This window comes from Lactobacillus sp. UMNPBX1, from assembly GCF_002554085.1.
GTDB classification, from domain to species: Bacteria; Bacillota; Bacilli; order Lactobacillales; family Lactobacillaceae; genus Lactobacillus; species Lactobacillus crispatus.
Genome location: NZ_PCZI01000017.1, coordinates 1 through 16,418 on the forward strand (window position 1 = coordinate 1; position 16,418 = coordinate 16,418).

At 36.7% G+C, this 16,418-nt stretch carries 16 protein-coding genes and 2 pseudogenes; 14 read left to right on the top strand and 4 right to left on the bottom strand.

Annotated elements, in window-relative coordinates; all coding sequences use genetic code 11:
* Nucleotides 1-55: 55 nt before the first annotated feature.
* Nucleotides 56-271 (top strand): annotated as a pseudogene (locus CP352_RS08455) (phosphorylase); the annotation flags it as partial.
* 41 nt (nt 272-312) lie between these two features.
* Here the strand turns inward: CP352_RS08455 and CP352_RS08460 are convergent.
* Entirely contained in the window at nt 313-1,128 is an 816-nt protein-coding gene (locus CP352_RS08460) for an aminoglycoside N(3)-acetyltransferase (RefSeq protein ID WP_065990798.1), read from the bottom strand.
* 285 nt (nt 1,129-1,413) lie between these two features.
* Nucleotides 1,414-2,577, bottom strand: a pseudogene (locus CP352_RS08465) (APC family permease).
* 225 nt (nt 2,578-2,802) lie between these two features.
* Between CP352_RS08465 and CP352_RS08470 the strand changes: the two are divergent.
* Entirely contained in the window at nt 2,803-3,303 is a 501-nt protein-coding gene (locus tag CP352_RS08470) for an SLAP domain-containing protein (protein WP_089143430.1), read from the top strand.
* 43 nt (nt 3,304-3,346) lie between these two features.
* Here CP352_RS08470 and CP352_RS08475 read toward each other — a convergent pair whose 3' ends face one another.
* On the bottom strand, nt 3,347-4,231 hold the full coding sequence (locus tag CP352_RS08475; RefSeq protein WP_089143429.1) for a YitT family protein: 885 nt from the start codon (nt 4,229-4,231) through the stop codon (nt 3,347-3,349).
* Nucleotides 4,232-4,319: 88 nt separating this feature from the next.
* Here CP352_RS08475 and CP352_RS08480 point away from each other — a divergent pair, with 88 nt between their 5' ends.
* A complete protein-coding gene (locus CP352_RS08480) occupies nt 4,320-5,519 on the top strand; it encodes a CCA tRNA nucleotidyltransferase (protein WP_089143428.1) in 1,200 nt (399 codons plus the stop codon).
* A gap of 36 nt (nt 5,520-5,555) precedes the next feature.
* On the opposite strand, the gene CP352_RS08485 is transcribed toward CP352_RS08480, so the two are convergent.
* A complete protein-coding gene (locus tag CP352_RS08485) occupies nt 5,556-6,221 on the bottom strand; it encodes a hemolysin III family protein (protein ID WP_005720215.1) in 666 nt (221 codons plus the stop codon).
* 113 nt (nt 6,222-6,334) lie between these two features.
* Here CP352_RS08485 and CP352_RS08490 point away from each other — a divergent pair, with 113 nt between their 5' ends.
* The 11 genes from CP352_RS08490 to hslV all read left to right on the top strand — a co-directional run bounded on the left by CP352_RS08490 (nt 6,335) and on the right by hslV (nt 16,415).
* Nucleotides 6,335-7,186 (top strand): DegV family protein, encoded by an 852-nt coding sequence (locus CP352_RS08490; RefSeq protein WP_005722333.1) that lies wholly within the window; start codon nt 6,335-6,337, stop codon nt 7,184-7,186.
* A 2-nt stretch (nt 7,187-7,188) separates the two neighbouring features.
* Nucleotides 7,189-7,419, top strand: coding sequence for a YozE family protein (locus CP352_RS08495; protein WP_005722332.1), 231 nt, complete (start codon nt 7,189-7,191; stop codon nt 7,417-7,419).
* Nucleotides 7,420-7,467: 48 nt separating this feature from the next.
* Nucleotides 7,468-7,737, top strand: a complete 270-nt coding sequence (locus tag CP352_RS11380) for a hypothetical protein (protein ID WP_233186931.1) — start codon at nt 7,468-7,470, stop codon at nt 7,735-7,737.
* A 93-nt stretch (nt 7,738-7,830) separates the two neighbouring features.
* Nucleotides 7,831-8,865: a cation:proton antiporter gene (locus tag CP352_RS08500; RefSeq protein WP_233186932.1), complete on the top strand. Its 1,035-nt coding sequence runs from the start codon at nt 7,831-7,833 to the stop codon at nt 8,863-8,865.
* Between the two features lie 89 nt (nt 8,866-8,954).
* Nucleotides 8,955-9,794: a ribosome biogenesis GTPase YlqF gene (gene ylqF / locus CP352_RS08505; RefSeq protein ID WP_089143427.1), complete on the top strand. Its 840-nt coding sequence runs from the start codon at nt 8,955-8,957 to the stop codon at nt 9,792-9,794.
* Nucleotides 9,791-10,543 (top strand): ribonuclease HII, encoded by a 753-nt coding sequence (locus CP352_RS08510; RefSeq protein ID WP_089143426.1) that lies wholly within the window; start codon nt 9,791-9,793, stop codon nt 10,541-10,543. Before ylqF ends, CP352_RS08510 begins: the two co-directional genes overlap by 4 nt.
* Before the next feature lie 62 nt (nt 10,544-10,605).
* A complete protein-coding gene (gene dprA, locus CP352_RS08515) occupies nt 10,606-11,454 on the top strand; it encodes a DNA-processing protein DprA (protein ID WP_089143425.1) in 849 nt (282 codons plus the stop codon).
* Nucleotides 11,455-11,523: 69 nt separating this feature from the next.
* Nucleotides 11,524-13,635 carry a type I DNA topoisomerase gene (gene topA / locus CP352_RS08520; RefSeq protein WP_089143424.1) on the top strand — a complete coding sequence of 704 codons (2,112 nt, stop codon included), beginning with the start codon at nt 11,524-11,526 and terminating at the stop codon, nt 13,633-13,635.
* Between the two features lie 22 nt (nt 13,636-13,657).
* The gene (gene trmFO, locus CP352_RS08525) at nt 13,658-14,974 is read left to right on the top strand and encodes a methylenetetrahydrofolate--tRNA-(uracil(54)-C(5))-methyltransferase (FADH(2)-oxidizing) TrmFO (protein WP_023488723.1); all 1,317 of its coding nucleotides are present in this window, start codon (nt 13,658-13,660) and stop codon (nt 14,972-14,974) included.
* A complete protein-coding gene (xerA, locus tag CP352_RS08530) occupies nt 14,974-15,882 on the top strand; it encodes a site-specific tyrosine recombinase/integron integrase (protein WP_005726225.1) in 909 nt (302 codons plus the stop codon). The genes trmFO and xerA overlap by 1 nt, the downstream gene beginning before the upstream one ends.
* Before the next feature lie 8 nt (nt 15,883-15,890).
* Nucleotides 15,891-16,415 (top strand): HslVU peptidase proteolytic subunit, encoded by a 525-nt coding sequence (gene hslV, locus CP352_RS08535; protein ID WP_005720240.1) that lies wholly within the window; start codon nt 15,891-15,893, stop codon nt 16,413-16,415.
* Nucleotides 16,416-16,418: the final 3 nt, after the last annotated feature.

Below are 16,418 nucleotides of genomic sequence, written 5' to 3' on the forward strand. Positions count from 1 at the left end.
GGCAGAAAATCTGTCAGCCGTATGGTTTGAGTTGTAAAATCCTGGGAAATTAGCAGTGGCACAATTTCGTCAGTTAGGCGCGTCAACTGTAGAAATGGAATGTGCAGCTTTAGCAGCATGTGCTCAGTTTAGAAAGATTGATTTTGCACAATTTCTTTTCACTGCAGATACTTTAGCTGATATGGATAATTATGATGAACGTGATTGGGGCGGTAAATCGCATAGTGTAGGTTTAAATATAGGTGCAAAGGTTTTAACAAAGATTAAATAAAGAAAAAGGAAGAAGTTGAAAGTAACTTCTTCCTTTTATTATTAAATTGAATGATTATTGTCTTTTTTTGTAAACCATTTTCTAGCAAAATCAATTAGCGATTTTACATTTATTACTTTGATGACACCATTGTTTAACTTAACCTTTTTGATAGCAGAGGGATGCTTTGCTTCAAACTCTGTCCCTAATTCATTAAAGTCATCATATGAATCCATATCAATATTTTGATATTCAGTCCAAATAGTTTTGCCGCTTTCATCCAGACTAGTTGCAGCAGAACATGTTTCGGTTTTTCTACCAATTGTGGATTCTGCATAGTGCAAAACTGTACACGTTTCATAATCAGTTCCTAAAAAGATAGTTTTGCCATTATTCTGGTACAAATAATCTAAAGGACTGTCAATTCCATAAGGAATATTTAAAGGTTGATTCTGTGCAATCTTTACTTTGTTTTTGCCCCAAATAGCAATTGGCAAGTAAGGATGGGTACTTCGAACAACATCTGGCAAAGTTCTGAAATACTCTGGCGTAACCCCTAAGCCTTCTGTCATTGATGTTGTAGGATTATAAGGTGGCATAGCATCCTTAACTACTTGAATCAAAGATTTTTGTACTGGTGGATATTCCCAAGTGGCTGGATCACAATTCGTGGAAACTTGTGAGGGCATCATTATTGTTCCATTAGGCACAGCTTCTTTTAAGGCTTCGACAATGGTTTCTGGACCATTAGGAACGTAATAGAATTTACTTAGTGCAGTATGAACTAATACGGTATCATCATCTTTAATACCCGCATTTCTCAATGCACTCTTAAAATCATTTTTTGTTGTGACTGTGTTAATTATCTCTTCAGACATATGTTTTTCCTTTTGTGTTAACTTAAGTTTTTTACTGGCTTGGTCTGAAGCGGGGTACTCTAGTTTTAATTTCAGCGTTATTTATTTTAGCTTTATGATTACTCATTTGTTGTTGCTCTTTTCTAATACTAATCTATCTAACAGTTTAGCACTAAATATTATGAGAGGAGATGGGCTTTCATAATGTATAAGTTGAAAAATAGATTTAAAAGCAGACTAAAAAGTCTTAATTGATCAAAAAAATAAGGGCGATATTCGATAGTCATCGTCCTTATAACTTGAAAATTATTTATTGCGCATTTTTGACAAATACTTTTGATGCTTTTCTTCAACTTTTTCATCTTTTTCAATGAAGAAGTAAACTACTGCGGCTAATACCCCTACGACTACTCCAACCAAAATAGTTTTCCAAGTGAAATTGGTTACCATGTAGCATGAAATAATTAATGCCAAAGCTGGAATAACATAGCTGAATGGGAGTTTAAAACCGTTATTTGGAAATTCATTAGTATGCTTGAATTTGATTACTGCTAAGATAGATGGTACATATTGAATAAATGAAGCCAATACAATGCAAGATACCAAGAAGAGGTATGATTGTGTGATTAAAATCATAGTGATGATTGCACTGAGTAAAATAGCTACCCAAGCAGCATCATGTTTGTTCTTTTTGCCAATCCATTTAGGCAACATTGCGTGCTCATTAGCAAGAGAAGCAATCAACGATGGAGTATTGAAAGATCCTGCAAAAGCAACGCCGATAACACTAATCAGCATCCCTGCAATTACTAGAACGTAGTCTCAATCACCAACGGCCTTTTGAAAGGCTACAGCAATTGGAATAAAGGAGAATCCAGTAAACATGTAGAACACAACACTAAATGCGGCACCAAAATGTTTGAAGTAAGGACCAACACCTAAGGTTGCTGCTTTAGGAATCACAGGTGTAAAGTTCATTTTATGAATAAAAAAGGCACCAATGATGATAAAAATCAGAATAGTAATCATTTTGGTGGCGGAGGATAAGTTATCGACTAATTTTACAATTGTCCGACCAAATAAGTTAATAATCGTAAACAGCACAATTATTCCAATAGCTATCCCGTAGTAAACAACGTGATTACTAAAAACAGGGGACAAAGTCTTTAAAATAGTTAACAAAGCTACTATTTCTGCCGCATATGTACAGCATCCTAAAAAACAAGTATATATTCCAAGTTCGTAGCCAGTAAATCGTCCAAAGGCGTGATATGAATAAAGCCAAGCTGCGCCTGATCCAGTAAAACGACTTGACAAGTCAGCATAACAAAGAGCAACCATACTTACTGTAAGAGCAGCACAAATTGTTACGAAAACACTCATCAAGTTCATATCTTTATAGATTGTTTGAGGTAGTAAAAAGGCACCGGACCCAATTATCCCATTAATTCCCAAGAAGTAAATAGACATGAACGAAAGCTTCTTGGGAGTAACTGTTTTTTTGGCATTGTTTTTACCCTCTTGATTGCTTAATATTGACAAACGCTTACAAGCTAAGATTAGTTCTTGCCATGAAAGATTGCAAAGAATAAGTGTTATTCATCCCATAAATAAAAATAGAGAAAAGTGTATAACCTCTGCATTTTTTGTTAAAATATAAGTAAGAAGATTGAGTAATGATTAGGGGATGAGATCATGATGAACAAAAAAATTATGTATATGGCAGGAGTAGTCTTAGCCTCCTTAAGTTTAGGTGCGATGACTGCTCAGACAGTTAACGCAGCTTCAACTAATCCAATTCGTCAGGGTAAAAAGTTAAACTTGACTAGAAAAGCAACGATTTTTAACCGCAAAGGAGAAAAAGTTGGACATTTAAAAAAGGGCCGTGTTTACAAGATCCTAGGCATTAAATCAATTAATGGCAATAATTTTGTGAAGATTGGTAAGAATAAATTCGTTAAGGAAGGGGCATTTTTACCATACATTAAGGATACAGCCGAGACAATTAACCGCATTAAGCATCCATCATATGTTTATGATAAAAATGGTCAGCCAATTCCAGGTAAGTTTGTTAAACAAGGCTCTAAAGTTAAAAATCTTGGCCATAAAGAAATTGATGAACGGCCATTCATTCAAATTGGAGAAAACGAATACGTTAAAGCTAATAACGTATTGACTGTAATTATTAATTATTAGTAAAAGAAAAGCTATATCATGAAATGCATCATGGTATAGCTTTTTACTTGTGGATGAAAAAGCGATGTGGTTTTTTATAAGTAAATCCTTCTCCCATTGCCTCATTTACCTCAATTATTGAAACAAAAGCATGTGGATCTTCTTGCTTGATTAAAGCTTTGATTGATGGAATTTCCCGCGGTGCGACTACAACATAAATTACACGTTTTTCATTTTGTTGATAGCCACCTAAAGCTTTTAGATATGTGAAACCACGATTTAGTTTTAAATCAATCATCTTGCCAATTTGTTCATATTTGTCAGAGATAATTAATAAACCACGGGCTGTGTATGCACCTTGCTGAACGGTATCCATTACTCGGGATAAGACAAAAGAAGCTAATAATGTGTATAGCATATGCTTGATGTCTAAGTAAGATAGGGATGCGAAGAGTACTATTGCATCACAAGCTAAAAGCATTTTGCCAGACGAAATACCAAATTTTATCTGACAGATTCGGGCAATAATATCAGTTCCACCGGAAGTACCATTATATCTAAATACTAACCCTAATCCGATTCCAGACAATGACCCAGCAGAAATTGCTGAAAGGAAGAGGTCGTGTTCTAAATCTAATTGTTTTATAATAGGTACTGAATGCCAAAACCATAAGAAAAGGGAAAGACTGAGCGTTCCCCAGATTGTATAGGCTAAAAGACGTTTGCCCATAAAGCGATAGCCTAACAAAATTAGTGGAATATTCAATACAAGGGTCGATAGTCCCATGTTGATGCCCCAAAAATGCCGCAGAAGAAGTGAAATACCACTTAGTCCGCCGTCGGCTAGTTTATTGGGGACAGAAATCATGTCTAGACTTAAAGCGTAAATAGCACAGCCTAGCGCGATCATGAGGATATCAATTAAGATACTTTTATCAATCTTACGCATAATGATTACCTCCTTTATGTCTTTCCTCAATTTTAACAAAGTGTATAGCAAAAGTAATAATAAAGACAATAAGAATTGAGATTTTAATATGATAAAGATAGATAATTTACCAGAAATTTTTACCAAGGCAATGCCCGTGTTACAGATATTAGAAAATGCAGGCTTTGAAGCGTACTTTGTGGGTGGTTCTGTCCGCGATGTTTTGTTACATCGTCATGTTCATGATGTAGACATTACTACTAGTGCTTATCCAGAAGAGGTAAAAGAGTTATTTGATAAGTCAATTGATACAGGAATTAAACATGGAACGGTGACTGTCCTTTATGGTGGTGAAAGTTATGAGATTACCACTTTTAGAACAGAATCGGGTTATCAAGATTTTCGTCGTCCAGATCATGTAACATTTGTTCAAAACTTAGATGAAGATTTAAAGCGTAGAGACTTTACGATTAACGCTCTGGCAATGGATACACGAGGGCAAATTGTTGACTTATTTAACGGACTAGATGATCTCAAAAACCATGTCATTCGTGCTGTAGGTGATCCAGAAAAAAGATTCCACGAGGATGCTTTGCGAATGATGCGGGCCGTACGTTTTATGAGTCAACTTGAATTTAAGTTAGAAAGCAAGACCCAACAGGCAATTAAGGATAATCATAAATTACTTAAAAAAATTTCAGTTGAACGAATTCGAGAAGAATTTGTAAAATTAGGTTTAGGACCACATGCTTGGCAAGCTTTTCAGGTTTTTCTTGATACAAATTTGAGTGAAGATGTACCTGATTTTGGCGGAAAAAAAGATCAACTAGCTATTTTCCCACAGTTAAAATTCAGTCCAACGATGGAAAATAGTTTGTGGTCACTGATAATTTTGCTATTGAAATTACCGAATGAACAAATTCATCGTTTTATGCGTGACTGGAAAAACTCTAATGCTATGACTGAGCAAGTCGAAAGAATTATTAATCTATTTGATTTACTTTCTAGTCATGCTCCTAGTGATTATGAATTATTCTTAGCAGGGGAAGAGACATTAATTAATACGATTGACGTTGCTCATATTGTTGGTCAACCAATTTCTTCAGAAGCTTTAGTTGATCGTTATATGGCTTTACCTATTAAAAAAGCGTCGGAACTAGCCGTTGATGGGAGATTTTTAATAGATCGCGGGATGCGACCAGGTGCAAAATTGGGGCAGACTTTGAATAAAATTCGAGAGTTAGTTGTTTCAGGTGAAGTTGAGAATAATCAAGAAGCGATTGAAAGCTATTTGACTACAATTGAATAGAAAGAAAAATGTAGCAGAATTCAACTGCTACATTTTTTAAACATAAAGTAAAACGGAAAAGTACATTAAGATTGAACCGAGCATAACAAATAAATGCCAGATAGTATGGATAAAGGGAACATTGCGCATACTGAACAGAATCGCGCCGATTGTGTAAGCAATGCCACCACTAACTAATAGCCAGAATCCAGTTGGACTTAAGCGAACATATAAATAAGATCCTGACAAGATAACTAACCATCCCATTGCAACATAGAGGATTGTATCAAGTATGACGTGTTTACCACGATTGAAGATGTAGTAAATGATGCCAAAGATGGTTAGGCCCCAGATCAAGCCAAATAAAGTCCAACCCCAGGCTCCACCAATTGCAACAAGTGAATATGGAGTATAAGATCCTGCAATCAAAAGAAAGATTGAGGAATGGTCAAAAATTTGAAAAATATTTTTGGCCCGTGTAAAAACTAAACTGTGATATAGTGTGGAAAATAAATAAAGCAGTACCAGGCAAGAGCCATAAATTGTGAAAGTAACAACTCGCATCGGGCTGCCTGTATGAGCTGCCTTTACAATTAAAATTACTAAGCCGGTAACTGCTAGTCCGAAACCAATCCCATGAGTTATGGCACTAAAAATATTATCTAGAAGGTAGTACCTTTCTGATCGTTGTTCTGGTTGCTGCCAAAGTTTGCTAATTTTCATGAAGTGTAATCAATCCTTTTTTCTTCTAATAGTTTTTTGATACAATACAGTATATATGTTGCTTACATTTTATCATAAATCGGGTAAACAAATTAGAATTGAAGGCGAATACGTTGTCGAAGATAAAAGTTATGACGGACTCTTCCGTCCAATTAACACCAGAAGAAGTTGAAAAATATGACATTACAGTAGTCCCATTGACGATTACCATCGACGGTAAGTCATATGTGGATGGGATTGATATCACTAGAAGTGATTTTGTCAAGAAGATGAACGAAGCGGAGAGCTTACCTAAGACTAGTCAGCCACCAATTGGCCGTTTTGTTGATGTGATTAAAAAATTAACTGCAGATGGCAGTCAAGTGATTGGTATTTTCTTAGCTAAATCATTAAGTGGTACGATAGATGCCGCTCGTCAAGCTGCAGAAATTGCAGGTCAAAGCGATAATGTTACAATTATTGACTCTGAACTAACCGACAGGGCAGAAGGCTTCCAAGTTTTGGCTGCTGCTAAGGATGCTCAGGCTGGTAAAAGCATGGCTGAGATTATTGATCATGTTAAAAAGATTCGTAGTACTCAAAAACTGGAAATGATGGTAGTTAATTTACAAAACTTAATCAAGGGTGGCCGTTTAGGTGCACTTTCTGGTCGAATTGCTACTATGCTTAATATTAGAATCGCTCTTCAGATGCCACAAGGTAAGTTAATCGTAGCCAAAAAAGGACGAGGTAAGAAATTTACACGTGCTTTTGATGAACGAGTGTTAAAAGAAATCGCAGATAATAAAGAGCATATTAAAGAAGTAGGCATTTCGTACGTTGATACACCTGAATTAATGGAAGAATTAGCTGAAAAAATTCGTGCAATCAATCCTGCAATTAATGTTTTAGTGGCAGAGACAAGTCCAATTATCGCAACACATGCTGGCAATGGCGCTTATGCGATCTTATATTATGTGGAGTAATTATGGCTTACCGAGAAAGTTTTTATCGATATTTAATGACGCAAAGGGATGCAGATTCAGCTGATGACGTAGCTCAATTTGCGAATAATGCACAGCATGACCTGACTTTTCCTAAGCAAGAACAAGATTATGAGAAATTGTCAGATTATTTGGAATTGAATGCTAGTTATTTACCAAGTATGTCAATTTTTGATCGTGCTTATCGAATGTATGAAGACAAAATGATGTATTAAGCCCAAGCCTGATAGATGCCTGGGCTTTTTTATTAAGTGGATAGAAAAATGCAGGTAGTAATTTTTATTGGTTTTATTGTCTTTGCGGTAGCATTTGCGACGATTATTCAACAACGCTTTTTGAAGAGAATATCAGTTAATTACATTGCAATGGCGATTGGAGCGGCTATTGCACTAGTACCACAAACTAATTCATTAATTGAGAGCTTTAGCTCGGAATTATTTATGGGCTTGATTGTAGCGCCATTACTATTTTTTGAGGGACAACGTACTAGGTTGTATAATGTTTTACGTTCGTGGCGTGCAATATTGGGTTAACGGTTATTATGATTATCTTGGCAACTATAACTGCGGGATTCGGGATCTATTTTAGTATGGGTCTCTCTACCACTGGCTTTTATTCTGGCTGCAATTTCAACGCCAACAGATGCTACAGCAACAGAATCTGTAACACATGGATTGAAGCTGCCTAAGAAGATTGCTTTTTACCTAAAAGATGAGTCTTTGTTTAATGACGCTTCAGGTATCATTTTGCTTAATATGGCAGTTGATTGGTACTTGCATCAAGAATTACGGATTGGACAAGCAATAGGTAATTTTTTATATTCTGCAGGTGGAGGTATTTTTCTAGGAGCTTTGGTGGCTACTTTATTAGTTTTCTTGCGTCAGGAAAGTTTTCGCTCCAAATATCATTTATCTGCTGGTGTTGCAATGCCGGTTGATGTCATATTCTTTTTGACACCGTTAATAATATATTTTTTAGCAGAAGAAATTCACGTTTCTGGAATTATTGCAGTCGTTGCAGCCGGATTGATTCATAACGTTGAATCTGAGCGAAGAAGGCTTACTAATGCCTTTATTTTTTATAACGGAATAATTTTATACCTAGCTAATTTGCTTATTAGATACTTTTATTATCGATTTAGCCCTTCTATTAAAGGAAAAACGAGTAATAAAGAAGCATTGATTTTTAGTCTGGGTGGCATTCATGGAGCAGTTACTTTTGCCTTGGCATATACGTTATATGATTTACGTATTAATGTAGCAGATTTCCATTTAATTTTGGTGAGTGAAATTACGCTTATTTTACTAAGTATGATTGTTCCAACAATTGTTTTTCACATGATCTTGGACAAAGATATACCTGATTTGGATCAGAGAAAGGAAGTTGATCGAGTTCGTGTGGCAATGATTGAGTATGCTATGGATCAAATGAAAAAGATCTATTTACCTAAAAAGATTCGAAAACAATTAAAATTCGATTTAAGGGCACAAATGAATCAAACTTCTATAGTTGATTTTGCTAGGGAAATAAAGTATACAATTAAACAAAAAGAATTGCCCGATGATCAGAAAGAATTTAGAGCTGAGGTATATAGATATGCTTTTAGACAAGAACGTGACTATTTAGGTAAAATTGCACAACAAGAGAGAGAATATCGTTGAGGCTTTCTGGCTTTATATAGACAGATTTTGATGTCAGAAGTGGTGTTCTTAGATGATGAAAATGATTAATTTTAGAAAGAAGAGATAATATGGCAACAATTCAATGGTATCCGGGGCATATGAACAAGGCTCGTAATCAACTGGAAGATAAGTTAGGACTGATTGATGTTTTGGTGGAAATACTTGATGCCCGAATTCCGCAAGCTTCAAGAAATCCAATGATTGAAGAACTAGTTGGTAATAAACCACATATTATTATCTTAAATAAGGCTGATTTAGCTGATCCAGTTTTAACAAAGGCATGGGCAGCAGAATTAGCTGGAGATAATAAGTATGTTTTGGCACTTGACTCCTTGCACAATACTAATATGCAGAAGTTGGTTTCCTTAGTAAAAAAGGCGGCAGCTGCCAAAACAGAGAAGCTAGAAGCACGAGGGGCCTCAAATCCTACTATTAGAATTGCTTTGGCAGGTATTCCTAACTGTGGCAAGTCAACGGTGATTAATCGTTTAGTTGGTCGGAACGTGGCTGAAGTCGGTAACAAACCAGGTGTAACTAAGGGACAAAGATGGCTGAAAACAAATGCTAATATTCAAGTGCTCGATACACCAGGGATTTTATGGCCTAAATTTTCTGATCAGGAAGTTGGTTATAAATTAGCTGCTTTCGGTGCAATTAAGGATAGTGTTTTTCATGCAGATGATGTAGCATTATTTGTTTTGAAAAATTTACGTGAATTTTATGCTAAGGATCTGCTTAAATTTTCTAAATTACCTGAACAGCAAATTGTTGATATGGCTGATCCAGATTTGCTTTTGTCAATGACTGAAAAATATGGCATGCGTGATGATTATGATCGTTTTTCATTATTTATGTTACAAAAATTGCGTAAGGGTGCAATCGGAAGGATTACGTTAGATAGACCATGACAATTAAAGAAATAAAAGAACTGTTGAAATCTGAGGTCTCTGAAGCCCAAATTAACGAACTTGAGGCAGATCCGCGGGCCGGCGTACAAAAATTGTTAGTTAGTTATCGTAAGCGTCAAGCAAAATTACTAGCAAAAAAAGAAGAGTTTTTGCGTCGCTTTTCTTATGAAAAAAAGTTCTGGGAAAAGGGACAATTAGTAGCGGGTGTTGATGAGGTAGGACGTGGCCCTTTAGCTGGACCGGTAGTAACTGCTGCTGTGATAATTGATCAAGATTTTGATTTATTAGATGTAAACGACTCGAAGAAATTGAGCCCAGAGAAACGATTGAAGTTATATCCTAAAATTTTAGCGGAAGCAGTTAGTGTTGGTATTGGAGTAAAAAGTGCAGAGGTAATCGATCAAATTAATATTTATGAAGCTGACCGTCAAGCGATGGCTCAAGCAGTACGAGCACTTGATGTTAAGCCGAATGCACTTTTGGTAGATGCAATGAATGTGCCAGTAAATCTACCCCAAGTTAAATTGATTAAGGGAGATGCTAAGTCGAATTCAATTGCGGCAGCTTCAATTGTGGCCAAGGTCTTTCGAGATCAATTGATGGATGATTATGATAGAATATACCCTCAATATTGCTTTCATCATAATGCAGGATATGGCACCAAGGAGCACATTGAAGCCTTGAAAAAGTATGGCCCTACGCCAATTCACCGCAAAACATTTGATCCAGTCAGTGATTTTTTTGAATAAATTTCAATTTATAAAAAAATAATGGTCTCTTTTTGCGTAATAAATAGTGGAGGGCTTTTTTTATGAAAAAAACAGAATTTCTACTAAAATTAAAATTGCAAAAAGGGATTGGTTATGTTAAATCGCTGACAATTGCTAATCAGTTAACTGATGAAACAGAAATTGAATTTGAAGAATTAGAACAAATTGAATTAACTGAGGAGCTAATGGATGCATGCTATCGCGCTTTTCAGGATGATCAGTTGGATCAAATGGTACAACAAATTGAACAGCAGTGTGACGTAATCAGTTTTTTCGATGAAGCATATCCAGAAAAACTACGTCAAATTTATCGACCACCTATGGTATTGTTTACCCGAGGAGATATTTCTTTACTGCAAAAAGAAATCATTACAATTGTTGGCTCACGCTATCCGACTAAGTATAGTCAAGATGTTATTAATCGCTTGGTACCTAATATTGTGCAATCTGGTCAGGTTGTAGCAAGTGGCTTAGCAAAAGGCGTTGATGCCTTAGCTCATAAGGCTGCACTTTTCAACCAAGGAAAAACAATTGCGGTTATTGGCAATGGTTTAAATTTTTCATATCCAATGCAAAATTTTGCTTTACAAGAAGAGATTGTGCAAAAGGGACTATTGATTAGTGAATATTTGCCTGGTACACCACCGCGTCCGTATCGTTTTCCTGAACGCAACCGTATCTTGGCCGGCTTAAGTCAAAGCGTAATCGTTACTGAGGCTAAAGAAAAGTCGGGTTCACTGATTACTGCTAATTTAGCGTTACAAGAAAATCGCGATATTTATGCAGTACCTGGACCAATTACTAATGCATTGTCTGCAGGTCCCAATCAATTAATTGAAGCAGGAGCTACGCCAATTGTTGATTTTAAATTTAACAAGATAAAGATTTGACAATTCAGAAAGTATTAGTTATTTTTGGACTGTACCCATAAAATAAAATAAGAATTAAGGAGGCAGTTAATGCCTACTAAAGCGAAAAGTAAAACAACAAAAAAACGTAAAAAGACCTTAGTCATTGTGGAATCACCTGCAAAAGCTAAGACTATTGAAAAATATTTAGGAAGAAACTATCACGTTATTGCTTCCAAGGGGCATATTCGTGATCTGCCTAAGTCACAAATGGGAATCGACTTTGAAGACGACTATAAGCCTAAGTATATTTCCATTCGTGGTAAAGGCGATACCATTAAAGAATTAAAAAGCGAAGCCAAGAAGGCTAAGGATGTTTATTTAGCATCCGACCCCGATCGTGAAGGCGAAGCAATTGCTTGGCACGTAGCGCACGCATTGAATCTTGACGAAAAAGCCAAGAATAGAGTAACTTTTAACGAAGTTACCAAGGATGCAGTTAAAGAAAGTTTCAAGCATCCCCGGACAATTGATATGGATACGGTTTATGCCCAACAGGCAAGACGTGTACTTGATCGAATTGTAGGGTATTCACTTTCACCAATTCTTTGGGCCAAAGTTAAAAAAGGTTTATCTGCAGGACGTGTACAATCAGTTGCCTTAAAATTAGTGATTGATCGTGAAAAGGAGATCAAGAACTTTAAGCCAAAAGAATATTGGTCAATTGATGCGGAATTTGCTAAGGGTAAAGAAACTTTTAAATCTGCCTTTTATGGTGTTGATGGCAAAAAGAAAGAATTGCCTAATATCGATTCTGTTAAGGATGTTTTGGCTAAAATCGATAAGAAAAAGGACTTTGTAGTAGATAAAGTTGTTGCTCGGCAACGTCGGCGTCAGCCAGCAGCCCCATTTACAACTTCTACAATGCAGCAAGAAGCCAATAAGCGTTTAGGTTATCGTACTCGTAGAACTATGAGTATTGCTCAGCAATTATATGAAGGGATTTCTTTAGGTAAGCAAGGAACAGTTGGTTTGATTACTTATATGAGAACTGACTCTAAGAGAACATCACCAGTTGCCCAACAAGAGGCTTCTAAGTTTTTGCATGAAAATTATGGTGCAGAATTTGCAGCTAAGAGTCAACGCCATTTTAAGAATCAAGAGGACGCACAAGATGCTCACGAGGCCATTCGCCCAACATCTGTATATCGCACACCGGAGTCATTAAAGAGTGTCCTAACTACGGAACAATATCGTTTATACAAATTGATTTGGTCACGTTTTTTGGCCAGTGAAATGACCCCAGCTGTTTATGATACTGTTCGTGCAGATATTGTTCAAAATGGTGTGATTTTTAGAACTACTGGTTCTAAATTGAAATTTGCTGGTTTCACCAAGGTTTATGATAATCAACAAGAAAAGAATGTTGACTTACCTGATCTTGAAGAGGGTGACAAGGTCAAGATGACTAAGTCCGATAACAAACAGCACTTTACGTTACCACCAGCACGCTATACTGAAGCATCATTAGTTCACGCATTGGAAGAAAATGGCGTGGGCCGTCCTTCAACTTATGCACCTACAATAGATACAATTCAACGCCGCTATTATGTTAAACTTGATGGTCGTTCAATTGTACCAACTGAATTAGGTGAAATTGTTGATGGCTTAATTGAAAGCTTCTTCCCAGATATTACTGATGTTGATTACACCGCCCGACTTGAAAATGAATTGGATGAAGTCGAAGATGGTAAAAAGGATTGGGTTCATGTTGTTGACGAATACTATCAACCGTTTAAGAAAGAATTAAATAAGGCTGATAGTGAAATCGAAAAGGTACAAATCAAGGATGAGCCAGCTGGCTTTAATTGTGATATTTGTGGTGCACCAATGGTGATTAAGATGGGACGCTATGGCAAGTTCTATGCTTGTTCTCGTTTCCCAGATTGTCGTAATACTAAGCCAATCATTAAAGAAATCGGTGTAGTTTGTCCAAAATGTGGCAAAGGTCAGGTTATCGAAAAGAAATCACGTAGAAATCGTAAATTCTACGGCTGTTCTCGTTATCCAGAATGCGACTTTGTCTCATGGGACAAGCCAATTGGCAGAAATTGTCCAAATGATGGCCACTTTTTAGTAGAAAAGCATTCTAAAAAAGGTCCAGTGATTCTTTGTCCTAACGGTGATTATCGTGAAGACAGTGAAAACGAAAAAAACAATTAACATAGAAAATATAGGTGAGTAAATGCCAAAAAATGTAACAGTTATTGGTGCAGGTCTTGCTGGTAGTGAAGCAACTTGGCAATTAGCTAAGCGTGGTATTCATGTTGACCTTTATGAAATGCGACCAAAAAAGGAGACTCCAGCTCATGAAACTGGTGAATTTGCGGAACTGGTTTGTACCAATTCAATGAGATCAAATCAATTATCTAATGCTGTAGGTCTTTTAAAAGAAGAAATGCGCCATTTAGATTCATTGATCATGAAAGCTGCCGACAAAACTCAAGTGCCTGCAGGTGGAGCATTAGCCGTTGATCGTGATAGTTTTAGTAAATACGTAACTGACACTTTGCGTGGGTTAGAGAATGTAACTGTTCACGAAGAAGAAGTTACTGAAATTCCGAAAGATGGGATTACAATTATTGCAACTGGTCCGTTAACTAGTGATGCTTTAGCTGGACAGATTCAAAAATTTTCTGGAACTGATAGTTTACATTTCTTTGATGCAGCAGCTCCGATTGTGGCCGCTGACTCGATTGATATGAACATTGTTTATAAAAAGTCGCGTTATGATCGTGGTGAAGCTGCATATTTGAATTGTCCTATGACTAAAGAGCAATATGAAAAGTTTAGTCAGGAATTAATTAACGCTGAAACTGCGCAATTACATGGTTTTGAAAATAGCGATGTTTTTGAGGGGTGTATGCCAATTGAAGTAATGGCAGCGCGTGGTGCTAAAACAATGCTTTTTGGTCCACTTAAACCAGTAGGATTAGAAGATCCACATACAGGCAAAACTCCTTATGCAGTTGTACAGTTGCGCCAAGATAATGCTGCAGCTTCAATGTATAATATTGTTGGTTTCCAAACTCATTTGAAATTTGGTGAACAAAAACGAGTATTTTCAATGATCCCAGGCTTAGAAAATGCACGTTTCGTTCGTTATGGTAAAATGCATCGTAATACTTATATGGCTTCACCAGAAGTTTTGACAGCTTCTTACGAGGCAAAAGAGCAGCCTGGATTATTTTTTGCAGGCCAGATGACAGGTGTTGAAGGCTATGTAGAAAGTGCAGGTAGTGGCTTAGTAGCAGGAATTAATGCAGCACGTGAAGCTATGGGGAAAGATACTGTGGCTTTCCCAAAAGATACTGCGTTAGGCTCAATGGCTAACTACATAACTACTACGAGTGCTAAACATTTCCAACCAATGAATGCTAGTTTTGCTTTGCTACCTCCACTAGAGGGTAAGAAGATTCGCAAGAAGCGTGAGCGCCATGAGAAGGTCAGTGAACGTGGTCTTGCTAGTTTAGATGAATTTAAGACGGAAGTTTTAGATTAATGAACCAAAGGCAAAGTGAGTTAGATCAATTTTTATCATATTTACAAAATGAGCGTCATTATAGTGCGAAAACCGTTTTAGCTTATCAAACAGATTTGCATGAAGCGGAAAGGTTTTGGCATGAAAATGGTGGATTCCCAGGTTGGACTAAAGTAAGAGAACGTGATATCCAGGTTTATCTACAACATTTAGCAGAACGCAAGTTAGCCCGTAGTAGTCAGTTGCGCAAGATGTCCAGCCTGCATTCTTTTTACCGTTTTTTAACCCGCCGCAAACTAGTGGCAATCGATCCAACTCAGGGTATTACTTTACGCCGTGGTGAGAAAAAATTACCGCAATTTTTTTACCAGCCTGAATTAAAGCAGGTTTTTGATTCATTGAAAGGAAATAAGCCTTTGACGATGAGAAATTTGGCAATGTTTGAACTGTTTTATGCGACAGGGATGCGGGTAAGTGAGGTTAGTAATCTTACTTTGAATCAACTTGATTTAGACTTACAGACAATTTTGGTTCACGGTAAAGGAAATAAAGACCGCTATGTTGCTTTTGATGATAAAACAAAAAAATCTTTGATTGCTTATTTAGAAAATGCACGTCCATTATTACTTAAAAATGATGATGAACAGCATGTATTTTTAAATAATCAAGGAACTGGCATTACTAGCCGCGGAATTGAAACTGTAATGCAAAAAACTTTTAATCAGGCAGGAATTAGTGGTAAAGTACACCCACATGAGTTGCGACATAGCTTTGCTACCGCGATGCTTAATAATGGAGCAGATTTGCGAAGTGTCCAAGAGTTATTAGGACACAGTAGTCTATCAGCAACGCAAATCTATACTCATGTAACAATGGCTCATTTAAAATCAGATTATCAAAAATATTTTCCTCGTAATAAAGAAAGTTGAGGTTTAACATGACAACAATTTGTTCAGTAAGATTTAATGGAAAAACAGCAATTGCCGGTGATGGACAAGTAACCTTAGGCGAAAAAGTTATTGCCAAGGCAACAGCGCGTAAGATTCGTCGTATTTACCATGATCGTGTAGTAATTGGTTTTGCCGGTGGTGTAGCTGATGCAGTCAGCCTTCAAGATATGCTTGAGGGCAAGCTCGAAAGCTACTCAGGCGATCTTCGTCGTGCTGCCGTGGAAATGGCTCAAGCATGGCGTAAGGATCCAACTCTACAAAAATTAAACGCAATGTTGATTGCTTTTGATGACAAAGACCTACTTTTAATTTCAGGTAATGGTGAAGTACTTGAACCTGATGAAAACGTAGTTGCAATTGGTTCAGGTGGTAATTTTGCTCAAGCCGCAGCGATTGCCATGACTCGACACGCAAAAGATATGAAGGCCGATGAAATTGCACATGAAGCTGTAAAGATTGCTTCAGGAATTGATGTTTTCACTGATGATAAAATTGTCACTGATGAAATTTAGGAG

Excerpts from the sequence above, each read along its gene's own strand:
- CP352_RS08510 (WP_089143426.1), top strand. The coding sequence starts at position 9,791 with ATGACAATTAAAGAAATAAAAGAACTGTTGAAATCTGAGGTCTCTGAA.
- CP352_RS08485 (WP_005720215.1), bottom strand. The coding sequence starts at position 6,221 with ATGAAAATTAGCAAACTTTGGCAGCAACCAGAACAACGATCAGAAAGG.
- CP352_RS08470 (WP_089143430.1), top strand. The coding sequence starts at position 2,803 with ATGATGAACAAAAAAATTATGTATATGGCAGGAGTAGTCTTAGCCTCC.
- topA (WP_089143424.1), top strand. The coding sequence starts at position 11,524 with ATGCCTACTAAAGCGAAAAGTAAAACAACAAAAAAACGTAAAAAGACC.
- trmFO (WP_023488723.1), top strand. The coding sequence starts at position 13,658 with ATGCCAAAAAATGTAACAGTTATTGGTGCAGGTCTTGCTGGTAGTGAA.
- hslV (WP_005720240.1), top strand. The coding sequence starts at position 15,891 with ATGACAACAATTTGTTCAGTAAGATTTAATGGAAAAACAGCAATTGCC.
- CP352_RS11380 (WP_233186931.1), top strand. The coding sequence starts at position 7,468 with ATGCAGGTAGTAATTTTTATTGGTTTTATTGTCTTTGCGGTAGCATTT.
- ylqF (WP_089143427.1), top strand. The coding sequence starts at position 8,955 with ATGGCAACAATTCAATGGTATCCGGGGCATATGAACAAGGCTCGTAAT.
- CP352_RS08495 (WP_005722332.1), top strand. The coding sequence starts at position 7,189 with ATGGCTTACCGAGAAAGTTTTTATCGATATTTAATGACGCAAAGGGAT.
- CP352_RS08475 (WP_089143429.1), bottom strand. The coding sequence starts at position 4,231 with ATGCGTAAGATTGATAAAAGTATCTTAATTGATATCCTCATGATCGCG.
- CP352_RS08480 (WP_089143428.1), top strand. The coding sequence starts at position 4,320 with ATGATAAAGATAGATAATTTACCAGAAATTTTTACCAAGGCAATGCCC.
- dprA (WP_089143425.1), top strand. The coding sequence starts at position 10,606 with ATGAAAAAAACAGAATTTCTACTAAAATTAAAATTGCAAAAAGGGATT.
- xerA (WP_005726225.1), top strand. The coding sequence starts at position 14,974 with ATGAACCAAAGGCAAAGTGAGTTAGATCAATTTTTATCATATTTACAA.
- CP352_RS08460 (WP_065990798.1), bottom strand. The coding sequence starts at position 1,128 with ATGTCTGAAGAGATAATTAACACAGTCACAACAAAAAATGATTTTAAG.